27 protein-coding genes are annotated in these 26,999 nt (G+C 61.5%); 14 read left to right on the plus strand and 13 right to left on the minus strand.

Annotation, left to right across the window (positions count from 1 at the left end):
• Positions 1–15: 15 nt before the first annotated feature.
• Entirely contained in the window at positions 16–1,338 is a 1,323-nt protein-coding gene (locus DKK66_RS08065) for an ATP-binding protein (protein ID WP_242673588.1), read from the minus strand.
• Positions 1,339–1,341: 3 nt separating this feature from the next.
• Positions 1,342–2,067, minus strand: coding sequence for a two-component system response regulator OmpR (gene ompR, locus DKK66_RS08070; RefSeq protein ID WP_045846341.1), 726 nt, complete (start codon positions 2,065–2,067; stop codon positions 1,342–1,344).
• A 212-nt stretch (positions 2,068–2,279) separates the two neighbouring features.
• Here ompR and DKK66_RS08075 point away from each other — a divergent pair, with 212 nt between their 5' ends.
• From DKK66_RS08075 to DKK66_RS08085, 3 genes are all read left to right on the plus strand, one after another.
• Positions 2,280–2,501, plus strand: a complete 222-nt coding sequence (locus DKK66_RS08075) for a hypothetical protein (RefSeq protein WP_131356974.1) — start codon at positions 2,280–2,282, stop codon at positions 2,499–2,501.
• 95 nt (positions 2,502–2,596) lie between these two features.
• Positions 2,597–2,974 (plus strand): hypothetical protein, encoded by a 378-nt coding sequence (locus DKK66_RS08080; RefSeq protein WP_131356977.1) that lies wholly within the window; start codon positions 2,597–2,599, stop codon positions 2,972–2,974.
• A gap of 161 nt (positions 2,975–3,135) precedes the next feature.
• Positions 3,136–3,516, plus strand: coding sequence for a hypothetical protein (locus tag DKK66_RS08085; RefSeq protein WP_131356980.1), 381 nt, complete (start codon positions 3,136–3,138; stop codon positions 3,514–3,516).
• An 87-nt stretch (positions 3,517–3,603) separates the two neighbouring features.
• On the opposite strand, the gene DKK66_RS08090 is transcribed toward DKK66_RS08085, so the two are convergent.
• Positions 3,604–4,578 carry a quinone oxidoreductase gene (locus DKK66_RS08090; protein ID WP_131356983.1) on the minus strand — a complete coding sequence of 325 codons (975 nt, stop codon included), beginning with the start codon at positions 4,576–4,578 and terminating at the stop codon, positions 3,604–3,606.
• Between the two features lie 210 nt (positions 4,579–4,788).
• Between DKK66_RS08090 and DKK66_RS08095 the strand changes: the two genes are divergently transcribed.
• A complete protein-coding gene (locus DKK66_RS08095; RefSeq protein ID WP_131356986.1) occupies positions 4,789–5,328 on the plus strand; it encodes a heme NO-binding domain-containing protein in 540 nt (179 codons plus the stop codon).
• Positions 5,325–6,716 (plus strand): ATP-binding protein, encoded by a 1,392-nt coding sequence (locus DKK66_RS08100; RefSeq protein WP_131356989.1) that lies wholly within the window; start codon positions 5,325–5,327, stop codon positions 6,714–6,716. Before DKK66_RS08095 ends, DKK66_RS08100 begins: the two co-directional genes overlap by 4 nt.
• Here the strand turns inward: DKK66_RS08100 and DKK66_RS08105 are convergent.
• Together DKK66_RS08105 and DKK66_RS08110 are read right to left on the minus strand one after the other, a co-directional pair.
• Entirely contained in the window at positions 6,685–7,254 is a 570-nt protein-coding gene (locus tag DKK66_RS08105; protein WP_131356992.1) for a YqiA/YcfP family alpha/beta fold hydrolase, read from the minus strand. The genes DKK66_RS08100 and DKK66_RS08105 overlap by 32 nt on opposite strands.
• Positions 7,255–7,564: 310 nt before the next feature.
• Complete coding sequence (locus tag DKK66_RS08110; RefSeq protein ID WP_131356995.1) at positions 7,565–8,329, minus strand: ABC transporter substrate-binding protein; 765 nt, start codon at positions 8,327–8,329, stop codon at positions 7,565–7,567.
• A 117-nt stretch (positions 8,330–8,446) separates the two neighbouring features.
• Here DKK66_RS08110 and metH point away from each other — a divergent pair, with 117 nt between their 5' ends.
• Positions 8,447–12,160: a methionine synthase gene (gene metH, locus DKK66_RS08115; protein WP_131356998.1), complete on the plus strand. Its 3,714-nt coding sequence runs from the start codon at positions 8,447–8,449 to the stop codon at positions 12,158–12,160.
• Here metH and DKK66_RS08120 read toward each other — a convergent pair.
• Positions 12,148–13,278: a diguanylate cyclase gene (locus DKK66_RS08120; RefSeq protein ID WP_165494125.1), complete on the minus strand. Its 1,131-nt coding sequence runs from the start codon at positions 13,276–13,278 to the stop codon at positions 12,148–12,150. The two genes, metH and DKK66_RS08120, sit on opposite strands and share 13 nt — an antisense overlap.
• 262 nt (positions 13,279–13,540) lie before the next feature.
• Here DKK66_RS08120 and DKK66_RS08125 point away from each other — a divergent pair, with 262 nt between their 5' ends.
• On the plus strand, positions 13,541–13,756 hold the full coding sequence (locus DKK66_RS08125) for a YdcH family protein (RefSeq protein WP_045846319.1): 216 nt from the start codon (positions 13,541–13,543) through the stop codon (positions 13,754–13,756).
• Positions 13,757–13,824: 68 nt separating this feature from the next.
• On the opposite strand, the gene DKK66_RS08130 is transcribed toward DKK66_RS08125, so the two are convergent.
• On the minus strand, positions 13,825–15,690 hold the full coding sequence (locus DKK66_RS08130) for an ABC transporter ATP-binding protein (RefSeq protein WP_131357004.1): 1,866 nt from the start codon (positions 15,688–15,690) through the stop codon (positions 13,825–13,827).
• 240 nt (positions 15,691–15,930) lie between these two features.
• Positions 15,931–16,947, minus strand: a complete 1,017-nt coding sequence (locus DKK66_RS08135; RefSeq protein ID WP_131357007.1) for a class I SAM-dependent rRNA methyltransferase — start codon at positions 16,945–16,947, stop codon at positions 15,931–15,933.
• A 151-nt stretch (positions 16,948–17,098) separates the two neighbouring features.
• Between DKK66_RS08135 and DKK66_RS08140 the strand changes: the two genes are divergently transcribed.
• The 3 genes from DKK66_RS08140 to DKK66_RS08150 all read left to right on the plus strand — a co-directional run bounded on the left by DKK66_RS08140 (position 17,099) and on the right by DKK66_RS08150 (position 20,387).
• The gene (locus DKK66_RS08140) at positions 17,099–17,977 is read left to right on the plus strand and encodes an HD domain-containing phosphohydrolase (protein ID WP_131357010.1); all 879 of its coding nucleotides are present in this window, start codon (positions 17,099–17,101) and stop codon (positions 17,975–17,977) included.
• A 103-nt stretch (positions 17,978–18,080) separates the two neighbouring features.
• Positions 18,081–19,331 (plus strand): MFS transporter, encoded by a 1,251-nt coding sequence (locus DKK66_RS08145; protein ID WP_233161032.1) that lies wholly within the window; start codon positions 18,081–18,083, stop codon positions 19,329–19,331.
• Between the two features lie 99 nt (positions 19,332–19,430).
• Complete coding sequence (locus DKK66_RS08150) at positions 19,431–20,387, plus strand: alpha/beta hydrolase (RefSeq protein ID WP_131357013.1); 957 nt, start codon at positions 19,431–19,433, stop codon at positions 20,385–20,387.
• Between the two features lie 17 nt (positions 20,388–20,404).
• Here DKK66_RS08150 and DKK66_RS08155 read toward each other — a convergent pair whose 3' ends face one another.
• The 3 genes from DKK66_RS08155 to DKK66_RS08165 form a co-directional block, all read right to left on the minus strand.
• Positions 20,405–20,902 carry a M48 family metallopeptidase gene (locus DKK66_RS08155; protein ID WP_045846323.1) on the minus strand — a complete coding sequence of 166 codons (498 nt, stop codon included), beginning with the start codon at positions 20,900–20,902 and terminating at the stop codon, positions 20,405–20,407.
• A 37-nt stretch (positions 20,903–20,939) separates the two neighbouring features.
• The gene (locus DKK66_RS08160) at positions 20,940–21,485 is read right to left on the minus strand and encodes a GNAT family N-acetyltransferase (protein WP_131357016.1); all 546 of its coding nucleotides are present in this window, start codon (positions 21,483–21,485) and stop codon (positions 20,940–20,942) included.
• Positions 21,486–21,560: 75 nt separating this feature from the next.
• Positions 21,561–22,004, minus strand: a complete 444-nt coding sequence (locus DKK66_RS08165) for an Lrp/AsnC family transcriptional regulator (protein ID WP_045846325.1) — start codon at positions 22,002–22,004, stop codon at positions 21,561–21,563.
• A gap of 133 nt (positions 22,005–22,137) precedes the next feature.
• On the opposite strand from DKK66_RS08165, the gene DKK66_RS08170 reads away from it, so the two are divergent.
• The 3 genes from DKK66_RS08170 to DKK66_RS08180 all read left to right on the plus strand — a co-directional run bounded on the left by DKK66_RS08170 (position 22,138) and on the right by DKK66_RS08180 (position 23,966).
• On the plus strand, positions 22,138–22,764 hold the full coding sequence (locus DKK66_RS08170) for a LysE/ArgO family amino acid transporter (protein WP_131357019.1): 627 nt from the start codon (positions 22,138–22,140) through the stop codon (positions 22,762–22,764).
• A 112-nt stretch (positions 22,765–22,876) separates the two neighbouring features.
• Entirely contained in the window at positions 22,877–23,308 is a 432-nt protein-coding gene (locus tag DKK66_RS08175; protein ID WP_131357023.1) for a carboxymuconolactone decarboxylase family protein, read from the plus strand.
• 58 nt (positions 23,309–23,366) lie between these two features.
• A complete protein-coding gene (locus DKK66_RS08180) occupies positions 23,367–23,966 on the plus strand; it encodes an FMN-binding negative transcriptional regulator (RefSeq protein ID WP_131357026.1) in 600 nt (199 codons plus the stop codon).
• A gap of 13 nt (positions 23,967–23,979) precedes the next feature.
• Here DKK66_RS08180 and DKK66_RS08185 read toward each other — a convergent pair whose 3' ends face one another.
• On the minus strand, positions 23,980–24,525 hold the full coding sequence (locus DKK66_RS08185) for a YaeQ family protein (RefSeq protein WP_131357029.1): 546 nt from the start codon (positions 24,523–24,525) through the stop codon (positions 23,980–23,982).
• A 72-nt stretch (positions 24,526–24,597) separates the two neighbouring features.
• Positions 24,598–25,287: an MliC family protein gene (locus DKK66_RS08190; protein ID WP_165494126.1), complete on the minus strand. Its 690-nt coding sequence runs from the start codon at positions 25,285–25,287 to the stop codon at positions 24,598–24,600.
• A gap of 252 nt (positions 25,288–25,539) precedes the next feature.
• Here DKK66_RS08190 and DKK66_RS08195 point away from each other — a divergent pair, with 252 nt between their 5' ends.
• Complete coding sequence (locus DKK66_RS08195; protein WP_131357035.1) at positions 25,540–26,997, plus strand: DEAD/DEAH box helicase; 1,458 nt, start codon at positions 25,540–25,542, stop codon at positions 26,995–26,997.
• Positions 26,998–26,999: the final 2 nt, after the last annotated feature.

Consider the following 26,999-nt stretch of genomic DNA (forward strand, 5'->3'; position numbering starts at 1 on the left):
CGTTTGCCGCCGGTTTCAGGCGGTAGCGGCTGCAGTGGTGAGTGGCAACAGGATGCATACCCGGAAGCCACCGTCCGCTTCATCCACAAAGCGCAGTTGTCCGTGGTGCTGCTTTACCACGCGCGAGACGATGGCCAGCCCCAGGCCGCTGCCGCCATCGGTGCCGCGGTGTTCGGCCAGTCGTTCGAACGGTGCCAGGGCCGATTCGCGCAGCGCTGCCGGAATCCCCGCACCATGGTCGATCACACTGAGCATGGCCATATTGTCCTGGCTGGCCACTTCCACCCGGATTGGCGGTTTGCCGTAACGCCGGGCATTTTCCAGCAGATTGGACAGCAGGCGTTCCAGTGCCAGCGCATCGACATAGAGTTCCGGCTCGGCCAGACGATCCAGGTGAACATCCAGCCCGCTGCGGCCAAAGCGCGCCACCACGCTGTCGGCCAGCTCGGCCAGGGCAACCGGCTCCAGCCGGGCCGATTCCTCGGCGCGGGCAAAGTCGATGAACTGACGCACAATGCGTGACAGCTCGTCGATATCCGCCAGCATGTCCGGGGTGTCCGGGCTGCTGTCCTGCAGCTCCAGCATCAGTTTCAGCCGGGTCAGCGGGGTGCGCAGGTCGTGCGACAGGCCGGCCAACATCAGCCGGCGTTCCCGCGCAGCATTGTCCAGCGCGCTGGCCATGTGGTTGAAACCGCGCGCCAGGGCAATCAGCTCGCGCGGGCCATCTTCGGCCAATGGCGACGGAAGTTTGCCACCAGCCAGTTCGCGCGAGGCCATCACCACCTTGCTGATGGGACGGGTGATGCGCCAAGCCACCACGGATGCCAGCAGGATGGCCAGCACGGTGGCCAGCAACGCAGCCTGGATCAGCGAATAAATGGGGCGATCGCTATAGCGGCCAAACGGAATCACCAGCCAGTACGGGGTGTCCAGCACATGCACGTTCACCCACAGCTCGTTGCGGTCTTCGCGGTGCACCATGTAGCCGTGCACGGTGTCTCCCAGGCCCTTGCTCAGCCGGCTGACCAGGCTGTCGGCCACGCGGGGCAGTTCCTTGTCAAACTGTTGGCGTGGGGCAGACTCCTGCGGCAGCAGGCGTGGCAGGCCGGGGCGGTTGTAGCTGGCCAGAAAAGCGGTGCGCTGGGCCGGGCTCATGTTGTCCATCGAACCCTCCAGAAACGCCAGGGTGTCCACCACCTGGGCATACAGCTGCTTGTCCATCAGCTTGTGGCGCTCGCCTGCGGCAATGTAGACCGTCACCACCTGGGTAGTGACCACCACCACCACTACCAGCACGATCAGGCGAAACAGCAGGGAACCGGCAAGGCGTCGCAGCACGGCTTACTCCCGCTCGCTGCCGTCAGGCACAAAGACATAGCCATAACCCCACACCGTCTGGATGAAGCGCAGCGGGCTGTCGCCAGCTTCCAGTGCCTTGCGCAGGCGGGAAATATGCACGTCGATGCTGCGGTCCAGCGATTCGCCATTGCCCTTGCCCAGCGCCATTTCCATCAGCTGTTCGCGGGTGAGCGGGCGGCGCGGATGGGTGGCCAGTACGGTGAGCACGGCAAATTCCGCCGTGGTCAGCGGCAGCACCTGCTGGTTTTTTTGCAGCTCGCGGCGGCCCAGATTGAGCTGGAAGTCGCCAAACTCGATGATTTCGTCGGATTCGTGCCGGGCGGCCAGCGCCGGCGTGGCATGATGGCGGCGCAATACCGACTGGATGCGGGCGGTCAGTTCACGCGGGTTGAACGGTTTGGGCAGGTAGTCGTCCGCGCCCATTTCCAGGCCCAGGATGCGGTCGACGTCTTCACCGCGCGCGGTCAGCATGATCACCGGCACGGTTTCGCCCTGGGCACGCAGGCGGCGCACCACGGCCAGACCGTCATCACCCGGCATCATCACGTCCAGTACCATCAGGTCGGGGCGGTTACGTGCCAGTTTGCGGTCCAGTTCGCGCGCGTCCGGCAGGGTGTCCACCACATAGCCTTGCTGGCCCAGATAGCGGGTAAGCAGTTCGCGCAGCTTGGCGTCGTCGTCGACGATCAGAATCTTGTTGTGTTCCATGATATTTTCCTTGATGGCGCGGCGGAGTGTGACAGCCGTCATGCTGATGGCAAAGCTTAACGTGCCTCGGCGCTGGCGGCGATGGGGCTTCATGAATTTCTGTTAAACCCTGATGGCCATTCACATTAGTTAACATTTGGTAACATACGGCACACGGTTGGGCAAAAACGGGCTCCTACACTGTCATTGTGTCCTGCATGCCGGAGTACATCATGAGCAACAAATCCCTGATTTGCATGACAGTCATCCTGTCTGCGCTACTGGCGCCAGCACTGGCGCGTGCCGATGAACGCGGTGGCAATGGTGCGGATATCCGCGAGGCCCGCCAGCAAGCCCATGCCCAGGTCAGCCTGGCAACGCCATCTGCCACCACCGTGGGCGAGCCGGCAGTCAGCCCGCCGTACAGCATGCGCCGTCCAGCAGACGAGAAATGAATCCCGCGGCATTTGCCGTGTGTCCCACCCGCCTTCTGCCCCGATTCCCAAGCATCGTCGTGGCAGGAGGCCTGATGTCAGGTTAAAATACAGCCATGAAGTACCATGCCATTTATGTCCTGCTGTTTGCTTCGGTGACGGCATTTGCCTTGCCGGCAGCTGCACAGGGCCCGAATGGCATGCAGGACGGCGCAACCGAGTTTCCGCATCAGGGCCGGCCACCGGCTGGCGAAGAGCGTCGCTTGCGTAATCTGCGCCTGAAGGAGGCCGTGCAAGCCGGTGACTTGTCGCCGGAAGATGCGCGCCGCTGGCAGCACCGGCATTATGGCCCGCCATTGCCTCCGCCAGCCGGAAACGGCATGGAGCGGTATGGCCCGGATGGTTTCTCCCGTCCGCCTCCGCCCCCGCCGGCTCAGCGCAATTTCTGGCGTGACAAGCGGCAAAAGGCGCAGGAGCAATACCAGAACGATTGACCCGGTTGCATGGTGCGCCGGGAATTGCCAGTGGCAAGGACACGGCTTTGAACTCAGCTTGGGGAAAACGGATTCGTATGCGCAGCTTGTCCTGCTTGATCGGGCTGCTGCTTTTGCCGACGGCGCTGGTCCAGGCGGGAGTTCCCGACTGTGACAAGGCCATGGCACCACAGCGCTGTGCCAGTTATCGCCAGGCCTGGCTCAGCTGTAACGATATGACTGACGGTGCGGCACGCGCCTGTATCGAACAATACACGCCTGCGCTCAGTTGCAAGCGTAGTCGCGATGCACGGCAGTGCGAGGCCTTGCAGGCGGCTCAACAGGCTTGTGACGGCACGGAAGGCGCGGCACGGCGGCTGTGCGTGCGCGAACGCATGCCGGCAGCCGATTGCAGTCATGCCAGCAACAAGGCGCGTTGCGAGCAACGTGCCGCTGCCGAGTGGCAATGTGCCGAAACCGCTGGCCAGCAGGGCCGTGAATGTGTACGCAAGGCACTGATTCCGGCACCGGCCGCAGCCAGTCGTCCGGCACCACGCCGTTAACCTTGGTGTGATTTATCCGAAAAGACCCGGCAGCGCCGGGTCTTTTGCATGTTGCCTGCCACTTGCCTTGGCCCCCGTGGCATGGTTTCAGGGCAGCAGGATCAGCGAGCCGGTGGTGCGGCGGCTTTCCAGGTCGCGGTGTGCCTGTGCCGCATCGGCCAGTGCATAGCGGGCCGACGGCGTCACCTTGATGCTGCCGTCGCCAATGCGGGCAAACAGCGCCTGGGCAGAGGCTTCCAGTTCGCTCCGGCTGGCCACATAGTCACCCAGTTTGGGGCGGGTGAAGAACAGCGAACCCTTTTGTGACAGCAGCAGCGGCTCGAAGGCCGGTACGGCACCGGAGGCATTGCCGAAGCTGACAAAAGTGCCGCGCGGCGCCAGGCTGTTGAGCGACATTTCGAAAGTACTTTTTCCCACCGAATCGTAAACCACCGGTACGCCTTGCCCGCCGGTAATCTCGCGCACGCGCGCCACCACATCTTCCTGGTTGTAATTGATGACATGCTGGCAACCCAGTTGTCGTGCCAGTTCCCCCTTGGCGGCGGAACCGACGGTACCAATCACGTTTACCCCCAGCGCATGCAGCCATTGCACGGCAATCTGGCCCACGCCTCCTGCGGCGGCATGCCACAGCACGGTCATGCCGGGCTGCACCGCAAAGGTACGGCGGATCAGGTACTCCACGGTCATGCCCTGCAGCATGATGCAGGCAGCCACCTCGTCACTGATATGGTCCGGCAGTTTCACCAGTACGCCGGCCGGAATCAGCCGTTCGCTGCTGTAGGCACCCAGCGGGCCGCCGGCATAGGCCACCCGGTCACCCACTGTCACATGACTGACGCCTTCTCCCACCGCCAGCACGGTGCCCGCGGCTTCACTGCCCAGGCCGCTGGGCAGCGAGACCGGATACAAGCCGCCACGCTGGTAGGTATCGATGAAGTTGATGCCGATGGCACTGTGGCGCAGCAGGACTTCACCCGGCCCGGGCTGGCCTGTCGTCACGTCCTCCAGTTGCAGTACTTCCGGGCCTCCATGTTGATGGAAACGGATTACCTGGCTCATCTTGCCTCCCTTGTCTGGCCGATTGAGGAAGTGCCGAGTCTGCGCCTGCCTGCTTTGCACCGGCAAGCGCCTTGTACTGAACAGTCTGTTTTTTAAGGATTACTGCTTGGTATTTGGCTGTATTTGTTTCTACATTGAATCAATCCCTGACATTGCGCGGTGCGGTGAAAGGACAAGGGGTGACGGGCGGGAAACAGGAAAGGGCAGGACATGAAAGGCGTGGTATTTACCGAATTCATGGAAATGGTGGAAGCGCGTTTTTCCGCCGAAATGGTGGATGACATCATCGACGATGCGCAGATCAAGTCCGGCGGTGCATATACCGCAGTGGGCAATTACCCGTTTGCCGAGCTGGTGGCGATGATCACCGCGCTGTCGCGCCGCAGTGGCATGAGTGCATCAGAGCTGATCTTTCACTTCGGCCATTACCTGTTTGGACGTTTTGCCCTGCTCTATCCGTACAGCATTCAGTCCTGTAGCAGTTCTTTCATGGTATTCGAGGGGATAGAAAAACATATCCACGTGGAAGTGCAAAAGCTGTATCCCGATGCCCAGTTGCCGGATATCCAGGTTGTGGAGCGTGACGATAGGCGGATGATACTGCTGTACCGCTCGCCACGTTGTCTGGCACCACTGGCCACCGGGCTGATCCAGGGTGCACTGGACCACTTTTCCGAACAGGGCCGCATCACCACGGAGCTATTGAATGCAGAAGGCAGTGAGGTGCGCTTTACCGTGGAGTTGCTATGAGCCAGAGCGAGCTGTCCCAGTTGCAAGAACAATTGCAGCGCTATCAAAAGCGGTATTTGCGCGAGAAGACCGCCCGCAAGGAAGCCGAAAGCCTGCTGGAGCAGCGTAGCCGAGCCTTGTATGACGCCAATTTCGAGCTGTCCACCGTGGCGGCGCAGCTGGAAAAGATTGTCGAATGGCGGATGGCCCAGCTATCCGAGGCCTTGCTCAAGGCCGAAATGGCGGCCAAGGCCAAGTCCGAATTCCTGGCGGTGATGAGCCATGAAATCCGAACCCCGCTCAATGGCGTGCTGGGCATGGCCGAGTTGTTATCCCATAGCCAGCTGACAGCCGAGCAGGGCGATCAGGTGGCTACGCTGAAAGAATGCGGCAGTTCCCTGCTGGCCCTGATCAACGACATTCTGGACCTGTCCAAGATTGATGCCGGCAAACTCACGCTGGAGCAGCGGCCGTTCAATCTGTTCAGCTTGCTGGATAGCGTGGTCAACCTGTTTGAACCCAAGGCCATGGAAGCCGGGCTGACCGTCACCTGGCAGCGCCCGACCGGCCACGCCTGGCTGCTGGGGGACGCCACCCGTCTGCGGCAGATCACCAGCAATCTCTTGAGCAATGCCATCAAGTTCACCCATCAGGGTGGCATTACGGTGACGGTGTCGATGGCACCGCTGGAAGATACTTTCGACATGCTGCGCTTGCAGCTGGATGTACGCGATACCGGCATCGGCATGACGCCGGAGCAGATGAACAAGGTATTCACCGCCTTTGAGCAGGCCGATTCCACCACCACCCGCCGCTATGGCGGTACCGGCCTGGGACTGGCCATTTGCCGCCGCCTGGCCGAAGCCATGGGCGGACGGATTGATGTCAGCAGCACGCCGGGCGAGGGGAGTTGTTTCAGTGTCTACTGGGTGGCCACCAAGGTGGCGGCCCCGGCGCAAGAAGCCGCGGAACAGCAGCCGGTGGCAGCGCCGGTGGCGGTATCAAGCCAGCCGGTATCGGTGCTGGTGGCCGAGGACAATACGGTCAACCAGAAGTTGATCCTCAAGCTGCTGGACAAGCTGGGTTACCGCGATGTGCAACTGGCGGCCAATGGACGTCAGGCACTGGAGCAAGTCTGTCAGGGCGGGATAGAGCTGGTGTTGATGGACATGCAAATGCCGGAAATGGATGGTCTGGATGCCACCCGTGCCATCCGTCAGGCTGCGCTGGCGCAGCAACCACACATCATTGCGCTGACGGCGAACGCCTTTGATGAAGACCGCGAGCGCTGCCAGCAGGCCGGCATGGATGACTTCCTGTCCAAACCGGTCAGCCTGGAGCGCCTGTCCGCCGCCATGCAGCGCGGGCTGGGACGGCTCAATCCGCCTGCTGCATCCACGCAAGCGTAGCCGGAAGGCACTCCGGCCAGCGTGCCAGCCGGTGATCATCACCGTTGAACACGGTCTGCCGTTGACCGCTATAACAGCGTGAAGCCTGCTGCCACGGCAATACGGCATCGGCACTACCCAGCCACAACCAGTAACGACCCTTGGCAATCCCTTGCGGACGCATGTCGCGCAGGGCATGCATGTCGGCTGCGTCCAGCACGTATTGTTCCCCGGTGTAAGGGTTGGTTTGCGCGCCCAGATAGTGCTGCAAATCCAGATGCGGGGTGATGGCCGGGTTGATCAGCGCGGCTTTCCTGCCGTGTTTTTCAGCCAGTACCGTGGCATAGAAGCCCCCCAGCGAACTGCCGATCAAGGCGGTATTTGCCGGCAGGGACAGCAAGAGCGCTTCCGCCTCGGCAATGGCCTGGGCCGGATGGGAAGACAGGCGCGGGCAGTGCAGCTGCACCTGCGGTGCGTGCTGCAGCAGGAAACGCCGGGTTTCCTCGGCCTTGAGCGATTGTGGACCGGAATTGAATCCGTGCAGGTAAACGATATCCATGAGCTGAAATCATCATCAAAAAACGGCAAGCCCAGAGGGTTGCCGTCAAACCCCTCTCGCTTTCTGAAATGAAAGCGAGGCACCCTTGCAAGGCAAGGGCGGGGGGATTGGGAATAGATGGAAAGGCTGCGGAATCGCTAAGTTAACCGAAAGGCCCGGCTTTGCCGGGTCCAGTACCATCGCATCGGATAACTTTGTCCGCAGCCTGAAGGCAAGCCCAGAGGGTTGCCTTTTTTGTCTGGCTTGGCAAGCATTGTCTGTTTCACGTGAAACAAACTTGATGCACCGCAAGCTTGCCGGAAGCGTAAGGCTATTCGGCCTGCCAGGAGTAGGACTTGAGAATCGATTTGAGCTTGCCGCTGCGACGCATGGCGTCAATGCCCTGATTCAGGCGGTCGGTGCTGATGTGCGATTGCGGTGCAACGGCGCACATGGTGGGCATGTAGGTGACGGTAAGCGGATGTTGCTTGAACTGACGGGCTTCATCCGGATTGGTTTTGGCCCACCAGGCAATTTCCAGTTCCGATGAAATGGCCAGGTCGGTCAGCTTCTTCTGCAAGGATTTCACCAGCAGGTCCAGTCGCGGTTCGTCCACCCGCGTGGTGCGCCCAACCGCCCACAGGTGCTCCAGCGTCGGGTAGCTGTAACCGCGGATGGTGCCAATGCGCTTGCCCACCATTTCGTCGGCCTGATGGATATCCGGTACGCCCTTGAGCGACAGCACCCGTTCGATCTGCGGATAGAATTCGCGCGTCCAGCCCAGCCGCGTGGCATTGCCATACCATTCCGGGTTGGCATTGCACACGATATTCACCTTGCCGGTTTCGATGGTGCTTTCCACCCGCTTGCGGGCAATCACCACATACTGTGCCTTCATGCCCAGCTCGCCGGCCAGGGCATCGCCCAGTTCCTTGATCAGCCCGCTGGCCAGGTTCTGGTTATCCGGGGTCAGCACCACGATGGGTGGTGCATCGGAGTCGGAAACGCCAATCTTCAGTATGCCCCCTGCATGGATTGGCAGGCTGAGTACTGCTCCCGCAAGCAGTAACGGCCAAGTCTTATTCAAAGCAACCATAAGCTTGTACTCTCTTCTTCTTAGTTAGTTGTCTGACAGTTCCAAGTGCAATGGTAAACTGTTCGGCCGCACCATGAGTGTGCCACCTATCGTTCTTCACCATACAGCCTGTTTGCCATGACCAAAAAACCCACGCATCCGGTATTTTCCCAGCTGTCCCAGCGCATCCTGATCCTGGATGGAGGCATGGGCACCATGATCCAGCGCCATGCGCTGCAAGAAGCGGATTACCGTGGCGAGCGGTTTGCCGACTGGTCCTGTGACGTAAAAGGCAACAACGACCTGCTGGTGCTGACCCGGCCGGATGTGATTGGCGGCATTCATCAGGCGTATCTGGATGCCGGGGCCGACATCATTGAAACCAACACTTTCAATGCCACGTCGATTGCCATGGCCGACTACCGGATGGAAAGCCTGGTGTGGGAAATCAACCACGCCGCGGCCAAGCTGGTTAAAGAGCTATGTGTTGCGCAAACCGCAAAGAACCCGGCCAAGCCGCGCTTCTGTGCCGGCGTGCTGGGGCCGACCAACCGTACCGCCAGCATCAGCCCGGATGTGAACGACCCCGGCTATCGCAATGTCAGCTTTGACGAACTGGTAACGAGCTATACCGAGGCCATTGACGGCCTGGTGGCGGGCGGGGCGGACTTCCTGCTGGTGGAGACCATTTTCGACACACTGAACGCCAAGGCGGCGGTGTTTGCCATCCATCAGTATTTTGACGATCACCCGGACATCGCCCGTCTGCCCATCATGGTGTCCGGCACCATTACCGACCAGTCCGGCCGCACCCTGACCGGCCAGACCACCGAAGCCTTCTACAACAGCCTGTCGCACGCCGATGCCATGTCCTTCGGCCTCAACTGTGCGTTGGGGCCGGACTTGCTGCGTCCCTATGTGGAAGAACTGTCGCGCGTGTCCGCTACCTATGTGTCGGTGCATGCCAATGCCGGCCTGCCCAATGCCTTTGGCGGTTACGACCTGGAACCGGCAGCCATGGGCGAGTTCGTGCGCGAATGGGCTGAATCCGGCCTGATCAACATCGTCGGTGGCTGTTGCGGCACCACGCCGGAGCACATTGCCGCCATTGCCGCCGCGGTGGACGGCATTGCCCCGCGTGCCTTGCCCGAGATCGAGGCCAAGTGCCGCCTGTCCGGGCTGGAGCCGTTCAACATTGGCGACAACGACCTGTTCGTCAACGTGGGCGAGCGTACCAATGTCACCGGCAGCCGCGCCTTTGCCAAGCTGATCCTGAACGGCGACTACGCCACCGCGCTGGATGTGGCACGCCAGCAGGTGGAAAACGGCGCGCAGATCATCGACATCAACATGGACGAGGGCATGCTGGATGCGTTGGCAGCCATGGACCGCTTCCTCAAGCTGATCGCCGCCGAGCCGGACATCGCCCGCGTGCCCATCATGATCGACTCCTCCAAGTGGGAAGTGATCGAAGCCGGCCTCAAGTGCATTCAGGGCAAGGGCATCGTCAACTCCATTTCCATGAAGGAAGGGGTGGACAAGTTCAAGGAACAAGCCCGCCTGCTGCGCCGTTACGGCGCGGCGGTGATCGTGATGGCCTTCGACGAAAAAGGCCAGGCCGACACCTACGCCCGCAAGGTGGAAATCTGCGAAAAGAGCTACCGCATCCTGGTGGACGAGGTGGGTTATCCGCCGGAAGACATCATCTTCGACCCCAATATCTTTGCCGTGGCCACAGGTATCGAAGAACACGCCCGCTATGGCCTCGATTTCATCGAAGCCACCGGCTGGATTCACCAGAATCTGCCGCATGCCAAGGTATCCGGCGGCGTGTCCAACGTGTCCTTCTCCTTCCGTGGCAACAACAAGGTGCGCGAGGCGATTCACGCCGTGTTCCTCTACCACGCCATCCAGCGCGGCATGACCATGGGCATCGTCAATGCCGGGGCGCTGGAAGTGTATGACGAGGTAGACCCGGAGCTGCGCGAGCGCATCGAGGACGTGGTGCTGATGCGCACACCCAAGGATGGCGGCGATGCCACCGAGCACCTGATTGCGCTGGCCGAACGTTTCAAGGGTGAAGCGGCGGGCGAGAAAAAGGGCGAGGACCTGTCCTGGCGCGAGTGGCCGGTGGAAAAGCGGCTGGAACACGCGCTGGTCAAGGGCATCACCACCTATATCGTGGAAGATACCGAAGAAGTCCGTCTCAAGAGCGCACGCCCGATCCACGTGATCGAAGGCCCGCTGATGGACGGCATGAACGTGGTGGGCGACCTGTTTGGCGCTGGCAAGATGTTCCTGCCGCAGGTAGTGAAATCCGCCCGCGTGATGAAGGCCGCCGTGGCGCACCTGGAACCCTTCATCGAGGAAGAAAAGATTGCCCTCGGTCTGGCTGATGCCCCGGCCAAGGGCGTCATCATCATGGCCACGGTGAAGGGCGATGTGCACGACATCGGCAAGAACATCGTCGGTGTGGTGCTGCGCTGTAACAACTACAAGGTGATCGACCTGGGTGTGATGGTGCCGTGCCAGACCATTCTGGACGCTGCGCGCGAACACAAGGCCGACATCATCGGCCTGTCCGGCCTGATTACCCCCAGCCTGGAAGAAATGAGCCATGTGGCCAAGGAAATGCAGCGACAGGGCTTTGATATCCCGCTGCTGATTGGTGGTGCCACTACTTCCAAGGTCCATACCGCAGTGAAGATTGCGCCGCACTACCAGCATCCGGTGGTGTATGTGCCGGATGCCAGCCGTGCGGTGGGCGTGTGCTCCAACCTGCTGTCCGATACCCTGCGCGATGGTTTTGTGGCCGAAGTGGCGGCCGAGTACCAGCGTGCCCGCGAAGGCCATGCCAACAAGGCCAGCCGCAAGGTGGTGAGCCTGGAGGCCGCGCGTGCCAACAAGCAGGCTACCGACTGGACCAGTTACACCCCGCCCAAGCCGCAGTGGCTGGGTGTGCGCCGCTTCGAAAACTACCCGCTGGCCGAGATTGCCACCTTCATCGACTGGACGCCCTTCTTCCAGAGCTGGGAGCTGGCTGGCCGCTTCCCGCGCATTCTGGACGACGAGATCGTCGGCGAATCGGCCCGCAGCCTGTATGCCGATGCACAAACCATGCTCTCGCAAATCATCAGCGAGAACTGGCTCAGCGCCAATGCGGTGATCGGCCTGTTCCCAGCCGCTACGGTGAATGATGACGATATCGACATCCGCAGCGTGGACGGCAGCGCCAGCCAGATGACCTGGGTGGGCCTGCGTCAGCAGCTGCCCAAGGCGGACGGCAAGCCCAACTGGGCACTGGCCGATTACATTGCCCCGGCCGACAGCGGCGTGGAAGACTACATTGGCGCTTTTGCCGTTACCGCCGGCATCGGCATCGAGCCGCATGTGAAGCGCTTTGAAGAGGCCAATGACGACTACTCCGCCATTCTGCTCAAGGCGCTGGCCGACCGTCTGGCCGAAGCCTTTGCCGAGCTGATGCACCAGCGTGTGCGCCGCGAGTTCTGGGGCTATGCCGCCGACGAGGCACTGGACAACGAAGCCTTGATCGACGAGAAATACCGCGGCATCCGCCCGGCACCGGGCTATCCGGCCTGCCCGGACCATACGGTGAAGAAGGAACTGTTCGCCTTGCTGGACGCACCGGGCATCGGCATGACCCTGACCGAAGGCTATGCCATGCTTCCCACGGCAGCGGTGTCCGGCTTCTACTTCAGCCATCCGGAATCACGCTATTTTGGTGTGGGCAAGGTGGAGAAGGACCAGGTTACCAGCTATGCCCAGCGCCGCGGGGTGACGCTGGAGCAGGCCGAGCGGGATCTGGCACCCAATCTGGGTTACGACGCCTGAGAGTCCGAACGCGTCACCGACAAGCCGCCTTGGGGCGGCTTTTTCTTTGCCTCCATCCTGGCTTGTGTTGCCAGCTGAGGTACGGTGTATTCGGCGGTCATGGCAAAGACATGACGGTTCTTGCCATGGCGCTTGGCCTGATACAAGGCCCGGTCGGCTTCCCGCAGCGCGGCACTCAGCCCGATGCGTCCGTCCATGCTGACGATGCCGATGCTGATGGACAGCTGGCGTTGCTGGATGCGGCATTGATTGACCTGCTGGATGAGCTGGCAGGCCAATGCATGCACCTGGCCATGGTCGGTCAGGCGGGTGAACAGGCCGAACTCCTCCCCGCCCAGCCGTCCGCATAGCGATACCTCCGGATGCCGGCTCAGCACGGTGGCCACCTCTTGCAATACCTGGTCGCCGACATCGTGACCAAAATCGTCATTGACGCTTTTGAAGTCATCAATATCCACCATCAGGAAATGCCCCATCTGGGCCGGGTACCAGGCTTGCAACTTCTCCAGCAGACTGCGCCGGTTGTCGATGCCGGTCAGGGCATCCTGAAAGGCCAGGGTTTCCAGTTCGCGGCGCAAGGTGAAGTCGCGCAGCCGCAGGCGGCGGAACAGGATGTTGAGCATCAGGCCGGAAGTGGTACAGATGAAGACCAGCAAGGCCAGCCAGGAGTCCTGTGCCCACAGTCGCTGATCTCCTTGCGTGCTTTGCAGCATGAGCAGCCAGATCCCGCTGCTGGCCAGCAGGAAGGCTGGTGTGCGATGGAATACCGGGGCCATGGTGAGGGTGATGCACACGGCGATGGAAATGGCCCACGGTGCAGGATCGGCCACCGTCATGATGTTAAGGCGGAACCCCAGGGTCAGGCCCGCCAGGTTCAGCAACATGCCCAGCAGCAGGGTGCGGTGATGGCTGGCCAGCGAGGAGAACAGGATGCCGGCCAGCATGATCAGCAAGACCAGAACGGAATTAAGGCTGTCAACCTGCCGGTAGCGGTGACTGAACAGCAGTGAGGCCAGCCAGGCAAATACGCCGAGCATTTGCAGGTATACCGCGATGGGACGCAATTCAAGAAAGGACTGATGCAGGAAATCGGCACCGTCTGCCTGGTCGTGAGGCATGGGATCTCCTTGTGAATGGGTACACGGTAATGGTGCTGGTGAAGGGCATCGCAGCATCGTGGCTGCTTGCACAGAGGTGGTCGACTGGACATAGGTGCAGGAAGTCGCACCGCGCCGACTTGCGTTGCCGGCATGGGCGGGCACAATGCAGATGTCTGCCGCGCATCTGTTCTGGATCAAGAAAGCCGGCTGGCACCGGGTCTAGCATGAAATCGTAATCAGGTGGCATGACGCCACCCAGGACACCCACCAGGAGAAGCCGATGTTTCCAGAATTCCGTGAACTGATCAGCAAACTGAAAACCGAAGACGACCACTTCAGCCGCTTGTTCAACAAGCACAATGAATTGGACCAGACCATCAAGAACATCGAGGCCGGCATTGAAAAGGGCAGCCAGTTCGATGTGGAAGTGCTGAAGAAGGAAAAGCTCAAGCTCAAGGACGAGTTGTACGTGATCCTGAAAAAGGCTGATGCCTGATCACCACACAGGCAAGAAACGAAAAACCCGCCAGTTGGCGGGTTTTTGTTTGCTGCCACAAGGCGGCATCAGGCTGGGTCAAGCTCGCCGGGGCGGACATCCTCATCGGCATCCTCACCCAGGAATCCGCCACTCTGGTGCGCCCACAGCCGGGCATACAGCCCGCCTTTGGCCAGCAGGCTGGCGTGGTCGCCTTCTTCCACCACCCGGCCCTGGTCCAGTACGATCAGGCGGTCCATGGCGGCAATGGTGGACAGGCGGTGGGCAATGGCAATCACCGTCTTGCCTTCCATCAGCCGGTACAGGCTGCCCTGGATGGCGGCTTCCACTTCCGAATCCAGCGCGCTGGTGGCTTCGTCCAGCAGCAGGATGGGCGCGTCTTTCAGCATCACCCGCGCAATGGCCACGCGCTGGCGCTGGCCGCCGGACAGCTTGACGCCGCGCTCACCGACATGGGCATCGTAGCCGCGCCTTCCCTTGGGGTCGGTCAGTGACTGGATGAAGTCATGCGCTTCCGCCTGGCGCGCGGCATGGATCATTTCTGCGTCGCTGGCATCCGGCCGGCCATACAGCAGGTTATCGCGTACCGAGCGGTGCAGCAGCGAGGTGTCTTGCGTCACCATGCCGATTTGCGCCCGCAGGCTGTCCTGGGTGACGGCGGCAATATCCTGGCCATCAATCAGGATGCGGCCATGCTCGACATCGTAAAAACGCAACATCAGGTTGACGATGGTGGACTTGCCCGCGCCGCTGCGCCCGACCAGACCGATTTTTTCACCCGGGCGGATGGTCAGGTTCAGCCCGTCCACGATGGTGCGCTCGCCACCATAGGAAAACCGCACCTGCTCGAAGCGTACTTCGCCGCGGTTCACCTGCAAGGCGCGGGCATCCGGGCGGTCCACAATGGCCACCGGGCGCGACAGGGTGCTGATGCCGTCATGCACGGTGCCGATGTTCTCGAACAGGCTGGACATTTCCCACATGATCCAGTGCGATACGCCATTCAGGCGCAAGGCCATGGCGGTGGCGGCTGCCACCGCACCAATGCCGACTTCGCCCTGGGTCCACAGCCACAGGGTGGCACCGGCGGTGCTGGCAATCAGCCCCATGCTCAGGATGTGGTTGACGATTTCAAAGCCACTGACCAGCCGCATCTGGCCATAGGCCGTCTGCATGAATTCCTGCATGGCGCTCTTGGTGAAGGCGGCCTCACGCTGGCCCTGGGAAAACAGCTTCACCGTGGCGATATTGGTGTAGGCATCGGTCACCCGGCCGGTCATCAAGGAACGGGCATCAGCCTGGCGCGTGGACGCCTTGCCCAGCCGTGGCACAAAAAAGGCCAGGGTGGCGACATACAGCAGCAGCCAGCCGACAAAGGGCAGCAGTAGGACGCGATCGAAACTGCCCACCACGGCCACCATGGTGATGAAGTAGATCACCACGAATACCAGGATGTCGGTGATGATCAGCACGGTATCGCGTACCGCCAGTGCAGTCTGCATTACCTTGGCGGCCACCCGCCCGGCAAATTCGTCCTGATAAAAGCTCATGCTTTGCCCCAGCAGATGGCGGTGGAACTGCCAGCGCAGCCGCATGGGGAAATTGCCGAACAGGCTTTGGTATTTGAACATGGCCTGCAGCGCGATCAGTACCGGACTGGCCAGCAAAATACCGCCCAGCAGCAGCAAATGCTCGCGCTCCTGCGTCCACAGGCGGGAGGGCGCCACATGGCTTAGCCAGTCCACCACCGAGCCCAGCATGGAAAACAACAGTGCTTCAAAGGCACCAATGGTCGCTGTCAGCAGGGTCATGCACAGGATGTAGGGGCGCATGCCACTGGTGGCGGACCAGACAAAAGGAAAGAAGCCCTTGGGAGGCTGTACGGGAGGGGTATCCGGGTAGACTTCCACCCGTTTTTCAAACCAGGAAAACATAAAGATCGTCCTTGTCCGGACATGAGGTCCGTTGAGGTTGTATGGGTGTATGACCTTAGCTTGAAGCGAAGCAATCAGCAATGCTTTTTTTGCATGGCAGATGGCGGGGCGGGTCAGCCGGGCAGCCAGATCGGCAGGAAGTAATATGTTTATGGCATGGTTGCCTGCAGGCGTGGCAAGGGTGCGGGACAAACAAAAACGCCTTGCCGGGTGGGCAAGGCGTTGTGCCTGGTCAGGCGATCAAACGTGTAGCTGCACGATCTTGAGCGGATGCTGGCCATCCAGGCTGGGGAAGTCTTCTTCCGGGGTGATCCACTCTACCGCCTGAATCGGACGGCCGGCTTTTTCTGCACTGCGCTTGAGCGCTTCCAGCCAGGCGGCACCATCCACCTGGGCAACGTTATTGCAGCAGATCAGCACCCCGCCCGGCGCGGTGCACAACAGCGCAGGCTTGAACAGGGCCTGGTAGTCGTTGATCAGGTCCACCACGCCGAAGGGGCTCTTGGCGTAGCGCGGCGGGTCGAGGAAGACCACATCGAACTGGCGCGCTTCCAGCGTGGGGAAGGGCGGCATTTTCTTGCCGCGTACCATCTTGGGCTGGCCGATGCCGGACAGCTGGCGCAGGGCGGCAAAGGCATCGCTTTGCACGCAGCGCGGACGGGTGGTCAGGCTGTTGAGCTTGGCATTGGCACGGCCTACGGCCAGGCTGGATTCGGCAAAATCCACATTCATCACGAAGCTGGCACCACCTTTGGCGGCGGCCAGGCCCACACCGCAGGTGTAGGCAAACAGATTGAGCACGCTCTTGCCTTCGGCCAGCTGCATCACGCGGCGGCGACCGACGCGCAGGTCGAGGAACAGCCACGGGTCCTGGCCGCTGTGGCGGGCGCGGATGTGATAACGGATGCCCAACTCGTGTGCCACGCGGTTTTCTTCGGCCACGGCCTGTTCCGCCAGGCTCAGGGTATTGCTGATGCGCGAGTTGGCATTGCTGCGGTCGTTGTAGACCAGTTGCAGTTCAGGCAGGCTGACGGCGTAAAACTGGTGGATTTCGTCCAGCTCTTCGTCGCTCAGCGACTGGTGGAAGCTCTGCACCAGCAGCAAATCGCCATAGCGGTCTATGGTCAGGCCGGATACCCCTTCCACACTGCCATGAAACAGGCGGTAGCTATTGGTATCTTCTGCCAGCAGGCGGCTGACAAGCTCGCTGCGGCGATCGGCGGCGGCTTGCAGCAGGGTGCTCAGGGTGTGGGACATGAGGGGCTTTCTTTCTGGAATGAGGGCAATTGTAAGCCCTCGGGGGGCATGCCTCAAAATTAGCACTAAGCTGTAAGAATTCATTGGCTGGCTCGACCCATGACAGACAGCCAGATCACGGCCAGTGTGTGGCCATTTTGCGGAGCAGAGCATGCAGGCAGCGCAGGAATTACTCAAAACCCTCTACACCATGGCCATGATGGTGGAAACCCGTGATGCCTATACCGGTGGCCATTTATGGCGGGTGTCGCGTTTCTCCGGCCTGCTGGCGCAGGAAATGGGGCTGTCGCGCGGCGAGGTACTGCGTATCATGCTGGGCGGTTTTCTGCATGATCTCGGGAAAATCGGCGTACCCGATGCCATTCTCAACAAGCGCGACCGTCTGACTGACGACGAGTATGCGGTGATCAAGACCCATCCGCAGCAGGGGGCAGATTTGCTGCGTGAGCATCCGCTGGCCGCCCTGGCCATGGAAGCGGTGCTGATGCATCACGAAACCCCGGATGGCCGAGGCTATCCGGCAGGCCTCAAGGGCGAGGCCATTCCCATGGTGGCGCGCATTGTCGGCATTACCGATGCCTTTGACGCCATGACCAGCCACCGTCCCTACCGGGCAGGCATGCCGATTGCGCGGGCGCTGGACATCATTCGCGAAAATCTGGGCAGCCAGTTCGACCGCACTTGCGGCGAGCACTTCATCGCGCTGGGCGAAGCCGGCAAGCTGGAGCACATCGTCGGTCACAGTGAAGCAGGCATTCCATTGCAGCAATGCCAGGCCTGCGGTCCCATCATCGCCATCCCGCGGCGCATGCAGGATGGGGCCACCGTGAATTGTCCCTCCTGTGGTGGCGGCTATCGCCTGCATCGGCAAGGTCAGGGGTTGGCACTTGCCCCCACCGGAGAGCAGGACCCCTTGCAGGTGCAACGGCCGGTGGTGGACCACGAACTGGTGGCCGAGCTGGTGCAGGAGGCATCCGCCTGTTTGCCGCCGGTGCGTCAGGCCGGCTGGCTGGCGCGGCTGTTTGCCTGAGGTAGGCCGCATGCCGTGCCGGAGGATTGTGTCAGCAAGTGTTAAGCGCGGGGTGTAAGGCTAGAGTTACAGACGTTTAGCCGGTAGGCTTGAGTTCTTTGTCATGGCCATTCCGGCCGTCTTTACTGCTTCCATGAACGACGCGTCTGCATCCTTGCGGCATTGCCGCCCTTTCTGGCATTTCTGGTTGGCCCGTGTATTGCTGACGGCCGGTTTTCAAATTCTTACCGTCGCCATTGGCTGGCAGGTGTATGCCCTGACCGGCAGTGCGCTGGATCTGGGCCTGGTGGGCCTGCTGCAGTTTTTGCCACGGGTGCTGTTGGTGCTGGTGACCGGCGCGGTGTCCGACCGTTTCGACCGGCGTCGGGTGGTAGCTGTCAGTCTGGCCATTCAGGCGGTGGCGGCAAGCGTGCTGCTGCTGGGTAATCTGGGCGCAGGCTGGCAGGTCAGTCGCGGGCTGATCTTTGCCCTGTCGGTGGTGGTGGGCTGCTGCCGCGCCTTCGACATGCCGGCCATGCAGTCCTTGTTACCCAATATCGTGCCACCGCGTCTGCTGGGGCAGGCCATTGCCATGGCAGCCTCGGCCAATGAGGCCGCCACTATCATCGCCCCCGCACTGGGCGGTTTTCTGTATGCGCTGGGGGCGGAACTGACTTATGGGCTGTCTGCCGCCAGCTTCCTCGCTTGCCTGCTGCTGGTCAGCCTGCTGCCTTCCAGCCGGGTGTTGCCTACCGGCCAGCGCGTGTCGCTGGACTCCCTGTTGATGGGGGTGCGTTTCATCCGCAGTCGCCCGGATATCCTGGGGGCAATATCGCTGGACCTGTTTGCCGTGCTGCTGGGCGGGGCCACGGCACTGTTGCCCATTTTTGCCCGCGACATCCTGCTGACCGGCCCCTGGGGTCTGGGCCTGTTGCGCTCGGCACCGGCGGCCGGGGCCTTGCTGATGTCAGCCTGGCTGATGCGCCACCCCATCAGGCGGCGCTCCGGTCACATCATGTTTGCGGCGGTGGCGGTGTTTGGCTTCGCCACCATCCTGTTCGGCCTGTCCAGCAGCTTCCCGCTGTCCTTGCTGGCGCTGATGCTGCTGGGTTCGGCCGATGTCATCAGCGTGGTGATCCGCGGCACGCTGGTGCAGCTGGAAACACCGGATGACATGCGTGGCCGCGTCAATTCGGTGAACTCCCTGTTCATTGGTGCCTCAAACCAGCTTGGTGAATTCGAATCCGGTGTGACGGCGGCCTGGCTGGGTGCGGTTCCGGCCGTGGTGCTGGGTGGTGTGGGGACCTTGCTGGTGGTGGTGCTGTGGATGCGCTGGTTTCCACAACTGGCACAGCGCGACCAACTGGCACCCTGACGCGTGCCGCGCATGCTGGCATCATTCATGACTTTGGTATATTAATGTCGGCCTGATGCGCTATCAGACCGACTCAGCACCCGACTCAGGAGAAGTGCCATGCATGCTGTCAGCCCAAAGCTGACTGACTGGTTGTCGCAATTGAACCAGCTTATTCGCCGTTTGCAGGACAGCGGCTACAAACCTACCGCCATTGGTGCCCGCGAGGCCCTGGCCAATGTCACCCGTACGCTAGTGAGCCCCGGCCCGGATATTGCCTGGGTGAATGATGAAATCGTTCATGGCCGCGATTACAGCGTGCCGGTGCGCATTTATCATCCGGCACCGGACGAGGCGCGCCCGGTCTTGTTGTTCTTGCACGGCGGCGGTCATACCGCGGGCAGTGTCAGCGTGTATGACCCCATCAGCCGCAGGCTGGCAGCCGCTACCGGTTGCGTGGTGGTGGTGCCGGAATACCGGCTGGCACCGGAGAACCCTTATCCGGCGGCATTGCACGATGCTTATGCCGCTGCGCGTGGCGTGTTTGCCGCACTGGATGCCCGTGGCCTGCCCTTTGTGCGGCAACTGGCCCTGGCGGGCGACTCGGCCGGGGCGGCGCTGGCTGCCACCGTCAGTGCGCGTTCGCAGCACGATACCGCCTTGCAGATTGCCGCCCAGATACTGATTTACCCCAGTCTGGACTACAGCATGAGCCTGCCGTCGATTACCGAGAATGGCGAAGGCTATTTCCTCAACAGCGATCGCATTGCCTGGTATTTCGACAATTATTTCCAGCGTGGCGAGGACCGGCTGGCAGCGTCCCCGCTGCACATGACCGTGACGCCGCGCATGCCCGCCACCCTGGTGGTATCCGCCGGCTTCGACCCGCTGCGCGACGAAGCACTACGCTATCTGGACAAGTTGCAGGCTGCGGGCGTGGTGTGCGAGCACCTGCATTTTGATGATCTGATCCATGCCTTCCTGAACATGGAGCAGCTGGTCGCAGATGAGTGCGCCCGCACTTACCGGCACATTGCCGGCTTCCTTACGCGCCAGTTGGCGCAGGTGGAGGCCTGAGCCGCCTTGCGGCATGCTCAGCCCTGCGGCAGTTCGCGCAGGGTGAGCCATAGCCGGGTGTCGAACTCCAGCTGGTGGTAGTCCGGTTCCATATGGCAACACAGCTGGTAGAAGGCCTTGTCGTGGTTCTTTTCGCGCAGGTGGGCCAGTTCGTGCACCACGATCATGCGCAAAAACGGCTCTGGCGCGTCGCGGAACAGGCTGGCAATGCGGATTTCATGCTTGGCCTTGAGCTTGCCACCTTGTATGCGGGAAATCTGGGTATTGGTGCCCAGCGTGCCCTTGACCGGATGCTGCTGGTTGTCGAACAGCACCTTGGTGGGCGCCGGGGCATTCTTCAGGTAGCGCTGCTTGAGCGCGCTGACATACTGGTACAGCGCATTATCGCTTTGTACCTGATGGCTGGCGGGGTAACGGGCAGCCAGCCACTGGCCGAGGCTGCCGTCATCCAGACGGGCCTGAACCTGGGCAAGCAGGGCGGGCGGGTAATGCAGCAGATATTTGAGGGCAGACATGCCGCCAGTGTAGCAAAGCGCTGGCGGCTGCGGCGGATCAGGCTGCCACGCTGCCGCTGCCGGCCAGCAGTGCCGGCTGCTTCCAGCGGTAGCACAGCGCAACGGCCTTGCTGCCATCCGGAGCCAGCACACTTTCGCGGTCTACCATTTCCCCACCCATGCGGTTGTAGAAGCGGCGGGCATCGCTATTGGCTTCGTACACCCACAAGTGCATGGGGGTGCCGGCTTGCAGGCGATGCGCCTCGGCGGCGGCAGCCAGTAACAGGGTGCGTCCCACGCCACGGCCTTGCTGACCGGGCAGCACATGCAGATTGTCCAGCAACAGGCCGCGCTCGGTTTCGCCATCGGGCAGCAGGCAGACAAAACCTACCGGCTCACCATCCCACAAGGCCAGTTGTACCCACAGGTGATTGTCGTAATGAAAGCGGCGGGTCCACATGGTGTGCCGTTCCGTCGGGGCGACATGGTCCAGATAGTCGTCGGACAGGATTTTGCGATAGCTGTTTTGCCAGCTTTCGGTATGCAGCCGGGCAATCAGTGCGGCGTCGTCGAAAGTGGCAGGGCGCAAGGTCAGCGAAGTCATGGAGCGTGTCAGAGGGGTGTGGATCTTGGGATTTTACGACAGGCAGATGACATTAAGGTTCGGCTTACATACAAATTAACGTGGTTGACGCAAGGCTTGCTGGCTGATGGGGGTGGACAGGATGATGGAGGTGCGGGTTTCGCCCAGATGGTTCACCCGTGCCACCAGCGCTTCCAGATGCGCCACATCGCGCGCCAGCAGTCGGAACAGGTAGGAATCGGCACCGGTGACGTGATGACATTCCATCACTTCCGGCATGCTGCCCAGCAAATCCAGCAGTTTCTTCTTGTAGGGCTGCGGCACGGTGATGCCCACCATGGCCGACAAGGTATAACCGGCCTTTTGCGGTGCCAGCCGCGCATGATAGCCCTGAATCACGCCGGACTCTTCCAGCCGCCGCACCCGTTCGGATACCGCCGGCACTGACATTTCCACAGCCCGCGCCAGCTCGGTGAGCGACAGTCGTGCGTCCTGTTGCAGGCACTCCAGAATCTTCCATGACTTGCTGTCTATTTCCATACTGTGCCTCTTTTGCTGCCATCAAGGGAAATTGCCTTAATTTATCAGCTCTGATTGGTATTTAGCCTGAAAAACAGCATGTGCAGGACGGATGTGGCCGGGCAGACTATCAGTATCAAGCGGAGGAAATACCATGTTGCTTGCAGAACTGTTTGTCCAGGCCGTGCTGGTGGGGGTGGCCATTGCCGCACCGGTAGGCCCCATCGGCCTGCTATGTATTGAGCGTACCTTGCAGCAAGGAGCGTGGATGGGACTGGCCACCGGACTTGGGGCCGCCACAGCGGATGGTATTTACGCCACGCTGGGGGCGATGGGGATGACGGTGTTGATCAGCCAGCTGACGGCACTTGCCCTGCCGCTGTCGCTGGCGGGCAGCCTGTTTCTGGCCTGGATGGCAGTGGGCATGCTTGGGCGTTCTGTCCGGCCGGAGGCAGACACCGGCGGCAGTGTGGCGGCCAGTCTGCTACGGGCTTATGCCTCCACCCTGGCGCTGACGCTGGGCAACCCGATGACCATCTTGTCCTTCGTGGCGGTTTTTTCCAGCTTGTCCGGCCATGCCCGGCCCGGGGCGGCAGAGGCATGGGTGATGGTGCTGGGTGTGGTGGCCGGCTCGGCATTGTGGTGGTGTGTGCTGGCGTTTGGTCTGGGCAGCGTATTGCGGCGCGTGGGGCCGCGTGGCAGGCAATGGCTGGACCGTGGCTGTGGCCTGTTGTTGCTGGGCATGGCCGGCTGGATGTTGTGGCAGGCATGGCCGCACTGAAACCGCCGTGCGATGCCGGCAGATTGGTTCCTTTCAGATAAGCATGATTGGCTCTGTGATGGAGCCGCTCATTGCCCGGATAATGAGCCGGTCCCGTTGAGGAGTCACCAATATGTCAAATTTGCGCCTGCCCTATGTCGAGCTGTCTGCCCCTGCCTTGCAGCATTTGCGTGCCATCAAGCAACAGCTGGCTGAAAGCCCGCTGGGGCGTAATCTGGTGGAGCTGGTTTACCTGCGGGTCTCGCAGATCAATGGCTGTGCATTCTGCCTCGACATGCACAGCCGGGCGCTGCGCAGCGGCGGCGAAACTGCGGCGCGGCTGGACACGCTGGCCGGCTGGCGACTGAGTCCGCACTTCAGTGCGCGGGAGAGGGCTGCGCTGGCCTGGGCCGAGTCGGTGACGCTGATTGCCGGCACACAGGCGGATGACGCGGCGTATACCCCGTTGCTGGAACACTTCAACGCCCAGGAAATCTGCGACCTGACCATGGCCATCGCCAGCATGAATGCGCTGAACCGGCTGGCCATTGCCATGCGCCAGTAGCGACACCGGGTGGTGAACCGGATTGGTTCTTGATCAATCGTGTTGATGGAGTATTGCGATGAGCCTGTATTGCCCGTCTGCTTTTCGTGCCGAAGCTGGGTATGCCGCGCGCGTGATGGCGGATAATCCGCTGGCCACCCTGATTACCCCGGCGGCAGACGAACCGTGGATCAGCCATGTGGTGCTGTTGCCCGATCCGCAACATCCTGATTGCCTGCTGGGCCATCTGGCGCGGGCCAATCCGCATGCCGGGGTGCTGTTTGCACAAGACAGCGTGGCGGTGTTTGCCGGTGCGCATGGCTATGTGTCACCGCGGTGGTATGTGTCCGATGGCATGGTGCCTACCTGGAATTACCGGGTGGCACATGCCCATGGCCGGGCAGAACCGGTGGACGGCGCGCAGCTGGGTGAACTGTTAAGCCAGCTGGCGCGTCATTTTGAAGGCCCGGATGGCTGGAGTACCGATGCCATGCCGCCAGCGGCGATGGCCGCCATGCAGCGCGGCATTATGGGTTTCCGTTTGCGGGTGGCGCGTTGGGAGGTCAAGGCCAAGCTGAGCCAGAACCGGCTGCCGCAAGACCGGCAAGGGGTGATCCAGGCGCTGGAAAGTGGTGACGAGGCGGCACGCCAGCTGGCTGCCGCCATGCCGCGGCCTTGATGGATTGAATGGTTTAGTGGGGCACTTTCAGGGCTTCCACTTCCACCAGCACATTGCGGCTTTCATCAGCCAGCCATAGTTGGCCGTCCTGCACGGTGGCAGTCAGTTGCATGCCGCGCTGGCATAGCTCGGCCAGCTCGGTCTGGGTGGCGGTACTGATGCGGTAGACGCTGAGCTTGTCCAGCTTGGCCAGCTTGTTTTCGATTTGCGGCCACCATACCTCGCTGGAGCGGCCGCCATAGGTGTACAACACGACCTTGTCGGCGCGGCTGCAGGCCTTCTTCAGCCGCTTTTCATCCGGTTCGCCCAGTTCTATCCACAGTTCGATTTCATCGCTGTAATTCTTCTGCCACAGTTCGGCCTCGTCGTCGGCACTCAGGCCACGGGTAAAGCTGAGGGTTTCGCTGGCATTGAGCACAAAGGCCACCAGGCGCACCATCAGGCGCTCCACGGTTTCGGACGGGTGTTGTGCCAGGGTCAGGTTATGGCTGGCGTAATAGCCGCGGTCCATGTCGGAAATCGACAGACCGGCTTTGTAAATGGTGGCGGTAAGGGCCATGAGTGATATCCGGGTTGCAATGTTGGCTGCACACGGCCCGGTGCGGCTGCCGGCCGGTGCAAGAGTATGGACTTATTGTTCAGGCTGGCTGATGCACAGCAGGCTTTCGCCTTTCCAGTTGATGCTGGCTTCCTTGCCGCGGATGGTGAATTCGACATTCTGACCGGCATAGCGGGCACCGCCGGTGACCAGTTCCTGCTGGTGCAGGATGGCCTGGCTCTTGCCACGTACCAGCCGCGCGGTGGCGGGTTTGGTACGGTAAAAGGTGGCCAGCACGTCGTTGTTGCCGCCACCGCCGCACAGATAATGCAGCGGGGTCAGCGAGGGCGCCAGTTCCCAGGCGGCCTGTAGTTCGGTAATGCGCAGGATGTAGGTATCCCCCAGGCACATATGGGGGTTGTCGTTCTTCATGCAGTCTTTCAGGTTGTGCGCCCAGTGGCGCTGCTCCTGTTGCAGCTTGCTGACGCTCAGCCCACCTGCCGGCATCTGGCGGGCCTTGTCCATGGCCTGGGTGTAGACCTTGTCCAGCCGGTTGCCCAGCCGGATCATGCCTTCATCCTGGCACAGCATGGTTTCCATGGGGTTGGCCGGCTTGTTGCAATCAAATTCGGTGGCCGCAATGGTGGCAATCGGCGGCGTCACCGCGGCGGGTGGCGTGCGTGTGCTGCTGGTGTTGCCACGGCCTCCGCTACGGTCCTGTCCGGTACCAAGCGAATGTGCACCGTTCAGGGCATGCGCCAGGCCGGGTGCAAGCAGCAGCAAGCAGATTGCAGTGGGTACGGGACGGAATTTGAGCATGCAGTATTGTGCCACGTGCAGCCCCGTCCTGCTGCATCATTCCGCAGGATGATTTCCCAGCATGGGCAATTGTCTGTAAACTCGCCCGCTTTCGCGTCTTGCCAATCGGCGCACAATGCAGGCCTCATCCCGCGGCCACCCGCATTCAATTCAATTGTTTACCGTCAGCCTAGATTGGTGTCGCTTACTGCGATCAGGCAGTCGCAGGAGTGTTGTATGTCCGATTTAAGCTTTGCTGACCTTGGCCTGGCCCAGGATTTGTTGCGTGCCGTGGCCGATACCGGTTACACCGTGCCCACCCCCATCCAGGCGCAAGCCATTCCGCAGGTACTCAAGGGTGGCGATTTGCTGGCCGCCGCGCAAACCGGTACCGGCAAGACCGCCGGTTTCACCCTGCCTTTGCTGCAATTGCTGATGGGCAAACCGTCGCGCCAGGCGGGCAAACCGCGCGCGCTGGTGCTGACCCCCACGCGTGAACTGGCCGCCCAGGTGGAAGAGTCGGTCCGCGAATACGGCAAATACCTGCCGCTCAAATCCATGGTGATGTTTGGTGGTGTCGGCATCAACCCGCAGATTGCCGCCTTGCGCAAGCCGGTGGACATTCTGGTGGCCACGCCGGGCCGCCTGCTCGACCATGTCAGCCAGCGCACGCTGGATCTGTCGGCCGTGGAAATCCTGGTGCTGGACGAGGCCGACCGCATGCTGGACATGGGCTTCATCCACGACATCCGCAAGGTGCTGGCCCTGCTGCCGGCCAAGCGGCAGAACCTGCTGTTTTCGGCCACCTTCTCCGACGAGATCAAGGCACTGGCCGACAAGCTGCTGGATCAACCCAAGCTGGTGGAAGTGGCGCGCCGCAACACCACCAACGAGCTGGTGGACCAGCGCGTGCATCTGGTGGACCGCGACAAGAAGACCGATCTGCTGATCAAGCTGATCCGCGATCACAACTGGTATCAGGTGCTGGTGTTCACCCGCACCAAGCACGGTGCCAACCGTCTGGCGGAAAAGCTGGACAAGATCGGCATTCCGGCCGCAGCCATTCACGGCAACAAGAGCCAGAATGCCCGTACCCGCGCCTTGGCCGACTTCAAGAACTCCACCCTGCAAGTGCTGGTGGCCACTGATATCGCCGCCCGCGGCCTGGATATCGATCAGCTGCCGCACGTGGTCAACTTCGAACTGCCCAATGTGCCGGAAGACTATGTACACCGTATCGGCCGTACCGGCCGAGCCGGCAGTCCGGGCGAAGCGGTATCGCTGGTGTGCGTCGATGAATTCAATTTCCTGCGTGACATCGAAAAGCTGACCAAGCAATCCATCGCCCGCTTTACTGTACCCGGCTTTGAAGCCGACCTGAACGTGAAGCCGGAACCCATCCCCATGGGTGGCAATAGCGGTCGTGGCCGCGGCCAGGGTGGCGGTGGCCGTCAGGGTCAGGGCGCACGTCAGGGCCAGGGTGGCGGCAAGCCGCGCCATGAGCAGCAAGCCAAGCCTACCGGCCATGGCCATCGCAGCCCGACGGGCAACACACCGCGCAACAAGCCGGCAGCGGCTCAGCCGCAAGGCTCGCGTCAGACACAAGCCGCCAAGCCTGCCGGTGGCCAGACGCAGCAACGTCGCAGCCAGCCTGCACGCCAGGTTTCGGCCTTGCTCTCGCCGGGCAAGCGCTAAAC

The sequence above is a fragment of the Aquitalea sp. USM4 genome, assembly GCF_004328945.1.
GTDB lineage: Bacteria > Pseudomonadota > Gammaproteobacteria > Burkholderiales > Chromobacteriaceae > Aquitalea > Aquitalea pelogenes.

Bases quoted from the DNA above. Each gene is read 5' to 3' on its own strand.
- DKK66_RS08120 (WP_165494125.1), bottom strand. From the start codon at position 13,278: ATGCCTCACGACCAGGCAGACGGTGCCGATTTCCTGCATCAGTCCTTT.
- ompR (WP_045846341.1), bottom strand. From the start codon at position 2,067: ATGGAACACAACAAGATTCTGATCGTCGACGACGACGCCAAGCTGCGC.
- DKK66_RS08140 (WP_131357010.1), top strand. From the start codon at position 17,099: ATGCAGGCAGCGCAGGAATTACTCAAAACCCTCTACACCATGGCCATG.
- DKK66_RS08160 (WP_131357016.1), bottom strand. From the start codon at position 21,485: ATGACTTCGCTGACCTTGCGCCCTGCCACTTTCGACGACGCCGCACTG.
- DKK66_RS08075 (WP_131356974.1), top strand. From the start codon at position 2,280: ATGAGCAACAAATCCCTGATTTGCATGACAGTCATCCTGTCTGCGCTA.
- DKK66_RS08170 (WP_131357019.1), top strand. From the start codon at position 22,138: ATGTTGCTTGCAGAACTGTTTGTCCAGGCCGTGCTGGTGGGGGTGGCC.
- DKK66_RS08185 (WP_131357029.1), bottom strand. From the start codon at position 24,525: ATGGCCCTTACCGCCACCATTTACAAAGCCGGTCTGTCGATTTCCGAC.
- DKK66_RS08090 (WP_131356983.1), bottom strand. From the start codon at position 4,578: ATGAGCCAGGTAATCCGTTTCCATCAACATGGAGGCCCGGAAGTACTG.
- metH (WP_131356998.1), top strand. From the start codon at position 8,447: ATGACCAAAAAACCCACGCATCCGGTATTTTCCCAGCTGTCCCAGCGC.
- DKK66_RS08095 (WP_131356986.1), top strand. From the start codon at position 4,789: ATGAAAGGCGTGGTATTTACCGAATTCATGGAAATGGTGGAAGCGCGT.
- DKK66_RS08085 (WP_131356980.1), top strand. From the start codon at position 3,136: ATGGCACCACAGCGCTGTGCCAGTTATCGCCAGGCCTGGCTCAGCTGT.
- DKK66_RS08150 (WP_131357013.1), top strand. From the start codon at position 19,431: ATGCATGCTGTCAGCCCAAAGCTGACTGACTGGTTGTCGCAATTGAAC.
- DKK66_RS08130 (WP_131357004.1), bottom strand. From the start codon at position 15,690: ATGTTTTCCTGGTTTGAAAAACGGGTGGAAGTCTACCCGGATACCCCT.
- DKK66_RS08145 (WP_233161032.1), top strand. From the start codon at position 18,081: ATGGCCATTCCGGCCGTCTTTACTGCTTCCATGAACGACGCGTCTGCA.
- DKK66_RS08180 (WP_131357026.1), top strand. From the start codon at position 23,367: ATGAGCCTGTATTGCCCGTCTGCTTTTCGTGCCGAAGCTGGGTATGCC.
- DKK66_RS08195 (WP_131357035.1), top strand. From the start codon at position 25,540: ATGTCCGATTTAAGCTTTGCTGACCTTGGCCTGGCCCAGGATTTGTTG.
- DKK66_RS08135 (WP_131357007.1), bottom strand. From the start codon at position 16,947: ATGTCCCACACCCTGAGCACCCTGCTGCAAGCCGCCGCCGATCGCCGC.
- DKK66_RS08105 (WP_131356992.1), bottom strand. From the start codon at position 7,254: ATGGATATCGTTTACCTGCACGGATTCAATTCCGGTCCACAATCGCTC.
- DKK66_RS08175 (WP_131357023.1), top strand. From the start codon at position 22,877: ATGTCAAATTTGCGCCTGCCCTATGTCGAGCTGTCTGCCCCTGCCTTG.
- DKK66_RS08165 (WP_045846325.1), bottom strand. From the start codon at position 22,004: ATGGAAATAGACAGCAAGTCATGGAAGATTCTGGAGTGCCTGCAACAG.
- DKK66_RS08155 (WP_045846323.1), bottom strand. From the start codon at position 20,902: ATGTCTGCCCTCAAATATCTGCTGCATTACCCGCCCGCCCTGCTTGCC.
- DKK66_RS08100 (WP_131356989.1), top strand. From the start codon at position 5,325: ATGAGCCAGAGCGAGCTGTCCCAGTTGCAAGAACAATTGCAGCGCTAT.
- DKK66_RS08080 (WP_131356977.1), top strand. From the start codon at position 2,597: ATGAAGTACCATGCCATTTATGTCCTGCTGTTTGCTTCGGTGACGGCA.
- DKK66_RS08110 (WP_131356995.1), bottom strand. From the start codon at position 8,329: ATGGTTGCTTTGAATAAGACTTGGCCGTTACTGCTTGCGGGAGCAGTA.
- DKK66_RS08125 (WP_045846319.1), top strand. From the start codon at position 13,541: ATGTTTCCAGAATTCCGTGAACTGATCAGCAAACTGAAAACCGAAGAC.